This is a genomic window from Halorubrum sp. AD140, assembly GCF_034497445.1.
Lineage (GTDB): Archaea > Halobacteriota > Halobacteria > Halobacteriales > Haloferacaceae > Halorubrum.
Map to the genome: position 1 here is coordinate 1 of NZ_JAXRUU010000331.1, position 1,054 is coordinate 1,054.

Here is a 1,054-nt window from a genome sequence, read left to right on the forward strand (position 1 = left end):
GCTTGGAGCCGCGTCTGGAGAAACTCGAGGAGGGGACGATCGATGGGGGCAGGGCTCCCGCCATCGCCTGTCGGTGGCGCCATCGAGCGGGCTACCCGGATGCCTGTTCGTGCTCGCCACCTGTGCGTTGCTGGCGCGCGCGTTCGTATCGGTCACGCTCCTCGCGGGCGGTCGCCCAGTCGGCGAGGTCGCTGTACACGTCGTCGATGGTCTGCTCGTCGCTGGCCTCCGCGGCGTCGACGGCGTCGACTGCGGCCGGTGATGCGGCGTCGTACGTCGCCTCGTACTCGGTGATGCGCGTCGTCAGCTCACGAACGCGATCCTGCAGGTCCTCGACGGAGTGGTCGGCTGCGAGCTGGTTGATCCGTCGCCACTCGAAGTACGCATCTCTGCGCTCGTAGGTGGCTGGGTGGCCGTCGTGTCGGGTGACGATGCCGAGGTCGTCGAACCAGCCCAGATACTTCCGGGCGGTCTTGGGGTCACAGTCGGCGCTGTCGGCAATCGCGCTCGCCGTCGCCGGCTCGCGGGTCTGCAGGATAGTACCGTAGATGCGTTGTTCGACGTCATCGCTGCTGAACGCGTCCTCGAAGGGGGGCGGCCCATCGGTGGCGTCTGCTTCGGACATACTCGGAACTGTAGGGCGAAGGATATAGTTCTTACTTTGAGGAATAGTTTCCTGGCTTGGGTGGGCTGGGATCCACAGGTTGACAACGCTTTAACCAACAACGGGTAATCTACTTGTCCAAGTGTTGGTTAAAACATCACTCCTGAAATCGGAGCTTTCGAGCTGGTTTCACGCAGAAGCTGTCTTGACCACCGTCAACGTCATTCTGACCTACCTCACCACCCAGTGACGACTGGTGTGTGAGCCGGCTGACCAGCTCGTCACGAACCGTTTCACGACTGACAGTCGTTTCGTGTCGGCCGAGCCGCTCGTCGAAATACCGCTTCTGGAACCGTTGGCCGACGTCATCTATGGCGATGTACTGTGTCCGCTTCACTCCCGCAACGCTCGTCGAAACGACCTCGGCTCCGACGTCTTCGTGGGTGAGTT

At 62.0% G+C, this 1,054-nt stretch carries 1 protein-coding gene and 1 pseudogene; both read right to left on the reverse strand.

The features are described from left to right. Positions 1-91: 91 nt before the first annotated feature. A complete protein-coding gene (locus U4E84_RS18615; protein WP_322533536.1) occupies positions 92-625 on the reverse strand; it encodes a sugar-specific transcriptional regulator TrmB in 534 nt (177 codons plus the stop codon). Between the two features lie 136 nt (positions 626-761). Continuing rightward, positions 762-1,054, reverse strand: a pseudogene (locus U4E84_RS18620) (hypothetical protein); the annotation flags it as partial.

Excerpts from the sequence above, each read along its gene's own strand:
- U4E84_RS18615 (WP_322533536.1), bottom strand. The coding sequence starts at position 625 with ATGTCCGAAGCAGACGCCACCGATGGGCCGCCCCCCTTCGAGGACGCG.